5 protein-coding genes are annotated in these 2,582 nt (G+C 63.2%); 1 reads left to right on the top strand and 4 read right to left on the bottom strand.

Annotation, left to right across the window (positions count from 1 at the left end):
• On the bottom strand, positions 1-334 hold a 334-nt coding region (locus tag EOA23_RS33635; protein ID WP_145966574.1), incomplete at its 3' end, for a YbaK/EbsC family protein.
• A gap of 153 nt (positions 335-487) precedes the next feature.
• Complete coding sequence (locus EOA23_RS33630) at positions 488-754, bottom strand: helix-turn-helix transcriptional regulator (RefSeq protein WP_126061122.1); 267 nt, start codon at positions 752-754, stop codon at positions 488-490.
• Between the two features lie 293 nt (positions 755-1,047).
• On the opposite strand from EOA23_RS33630, the gene EOA23_RS33625 reads away from it, so the two are divergent.
• Positions 1,048-1,656 carry a hypothetical protein gene (locus EOA23_RS33625; RefSeq protein WP_127307220.1) on the top strand — a complete coding sequence of 203 codons (609 nt, stop codon included), beginning with the start codon at positions 1,048-1,050 and terminating at the stop codon, positions 1,654-1,656.
• A 139-nt stretch (positions 1,657-1,795) separates the two neighbouring features.
• On the opposite strand, the gene EOA23_RS33620 is transcribed toward EOA23_RS33625, so the two are convergent.
• Positions 1,796-2,098 carry a DUF883 family protein gene (locus EOA23_RS33620; RefSeq protein ID WP_127251773.1) on the bottom strand — a complete coding sequence of 101 codons (303 nt, stop codon included), beginning with the start codon at positions 2,096-2,098 and terminating at the stop codon, positions 1,796-1,798.
• A 93-nt stretch (positions 2,099-2,191) separates the two neighbouring features.
• A partial coding sequence (locus tag EOA23_RS33615; protein ID WP_127307219.1) for a MerR family transcriptional regulator occupies positions 2,192-2,582 on the bottom strand: 391 nt, incomplete at its 5' end.

The following is a 2,582-nucleotide window of genomic DNA, read 5'->3' as shown; positions in this document are numbered from 1 at the left end:
CGCAATACACGGGAAGCGGCGCCGGCAGGCCAAACGGACAGACCCCGCCCGGCGGATGGCTGGTGACGGCCAGCACCTCCTCGCCGCCTAACATGCGCGGCTTGCCGCCCATCCTGTCTTTGAACTTGCGGTTGTCGAGCCTGGCGACGCCGCTGGTGACGACCAGCATGGTCTCGTCGCCAACACGCAGGCAGATCGTCTTGGCGATCTGCGCGGGCATCACGCCATGGGCTTCCGCCGCCAGCGCCACGGTGGCCGAACTGGCCTCGGTGACGATGACTTCGATGTCGGGCGCATGCCGCGCAAAGAAAGCGCGAACCGATTCCAAGCTCATGGTGGACCCCTCGTCAGGTCTGTCGGATAGCAGCGGTCGGCGAATCGCACGGCTAAACCATTGTTGGCAAGAGCCAGCGCTTCCCGCCATTCAGGCATTAAAAAGCCCGCCGGGTAAAACCTCGGCGGGCTCGAATGGACGCTTTTCGCGCCTCTACTGATGCGTGGGCCGATTATCGGCGGCCGGCACTTTGATCAATTCCTCTTCCGGCATCTGCAGCGCGGAAGCGATGCGCCGGAGCTTGGCGGGATCGGCGTCCTTGCCGTCCTCGATGTCGACGATCTCGCCCACGGCCAGGCCGCAGGTCAAAGACAGTTCCTCGATCGTATATCCCCTCGTTTCGCGAGCGGCCTTCAGCGGATTGAGGCCGGGCGCGGCAATGATGTCGTTGGAAACGGCGTTCCGTGCGGTGTTGGGCATGGCAACTCCTTTGGATGAAACAGGTCGGATGAAATGTGGCGTTGCCTGAGACTGGCGGGAGAATGCTCGTTAACAAATGATTTGCCAAGAGCTTAGGCCGTCACGCCATCGTGAAGCGGCATTCCGGCCGGTATCGCAGGCCTCCCACATGTAAGGTCGCGTGGCGCCCAATCAAGTTCTTTTGAAGCTCGGCGACCAGTTTCGCCGGCATTTTCGACGCCTCGATTCGTTAGCTAGCCGTCACCGGCAGCCAAAACCCGGGCGAAGGGCGTTTCACGGAAGGATCGAATGCCATGAATTTGAAATCAGTCGCAATTGTGCTCGGCGCAATCTCGGGCGTCATCGGCGCGACGGAAACATGGGCGGCGGACGCCACTCGCGTTCGAGGCACTGTCGTCGGCGTTGCCGGATCGACACTGACGGTGAAGGACCGCGACGGCAAAACCGATGCGATCAAGCTTGCCGACGGCTGGAAGATTTCGGGTGTCGCCAAGGGGTCGGCCGCCGATATCAAGCAGGGTGATTTTCTCGGTATCGCCTCGATTTCCAAGGCCGATGGCGGCAGCGGGGCGCTGGAAGTCGTCATCTTTCCCGCGGCGCTGAAGGGCACGGGAGAAGGCGACCGCGACTGGGATCTGCAGCCCAACAGCCGGATGACCAACGGCACCGTCGCCGACGTCACCGAAATCCAGGGCCGCACGGTCACGCTCACCTATGACAACGGCCAGAAAAAGCAGATCGCAATCCCCCAGACGACGCCGATCGTGACATTCGCCGCTGCCACGCCGGCGGATCTCGCGCCGGGCGTCGCGGTGTTCGTCAACGCCCAACGCGGCAGCGACGGCAAGCTCCTCGCGAACCGGGTGGTGGTCGGGAATCACGGCATCGCGCCGCCCATGTGAGGCCGCGCAGGCCGCGGCCGGCCGGTTCGACTCCTCCTCGTCATCTTGGCTTTCAAGCCCGTTCGCTGATCGCCACCCACGGCATGGAAATGGCGGTCGCAAAACGCGGCCGCCATTTCTAAGGCCGTTCCAAAAAAGATCAGCGCCGACTGATCAAAAGGCCGGCAAGCAGTCCGACCACGACAAGTCCGACGGCGGCGGTCGTGGCCGGATGGTCGCGCGCCGTCCGCTCGATCACCCTGCCCCTGCGCCTTATTGCCGGCAGCGCCTCGTGAAGGCGGTCGGCAAGTTGCGAGTAATAGTCGGACGCGGCCTCGCGGCCATCCTCATAATAGGCGTCACCGCGCCTGGCCAAAACCTTCTTGAGGTCGTTCAATTGCCGCGAAAGCGCCGCGACCTGCTTGTCGATGTCGAGGTCGGAGAGGGTCGAAAACGATGCCATGCTGATTGTCCTTCTCTTCGAGAAGGCCTAACGCACGGACGACGGGCCCAGTTCCGGCGGCCCGGCCGCGCGGCATCACGTGGAATGATGCCATCAACGAACCTGGTCGAGCAGGCGTTTGCATTCCAGCAAGTCGAACAGCGCCTCCTGCAGCAAGGCGCGATTGTCACGCGACAACTTTGAGGCGTCCGGTTGCACCGGACCTTCGTCGTCACTCTTGCCGAGACCGAAGAAACGGCGGCTGGGCTTCACCTTCGGCTGGCCGACGAGCGCATCCTCGTCGCCGCGCGGCTGCGCGGCCGCCGTCAGCGGCACCTGCTCGGCTTGACGGCGCTGGGCGATCGCCTCCACGGCGGCCATGTCGCCATTGCCGATGGCGACCAGAAAATGGTTGCCGTTCTCGCGCAACAGCTTCTGCACGCCTTTGATCGTATAGCCCTGATCGTAAAGCATGTGCCGGATGCCCTTGATCAACTCGACGTCC

It is taken from the genome of Mesorhizobium sp. M2A.F.Ca.ET.042.01.1.1 (assembly GCF_003997405.1).
GTDB lineage: Bacteria > Pseudomonadota > Alphaproteobacteria > Rhizobiales > Rhizobiaceae > Mesorhizobium.
The sequence above is the reverse complement of the archived record's forward strand: the minus strand, read 5'-3'. Positions and strand labels throughout refer to the sequence as shown.

Bases quoted from the DNA above. Each gene is read 5' to 3' on its own strand.
- EOA23_RS33625 (WP_127307220.1), top strand. From the start codon at position 1,048: ATGAATTTGAAATCAGTCGCAATTGTGCTCGGCGCAATCTCGGGCGTC.
- EOA23_RS33630 (WP_126061122.1), bottom strand. From the start codon at position 754: ATGCCCAACACCGCACGGAACGCCGTTTCCAACGACATCATTGCCGCG.
- EOA23_RS33620 (WP_127251773.1), bottom strand. From the start codon at position 2,098: ATGGCATCGTTTTCGACCCTCTCCGACCTCGACATCGACAAGCAGGTC.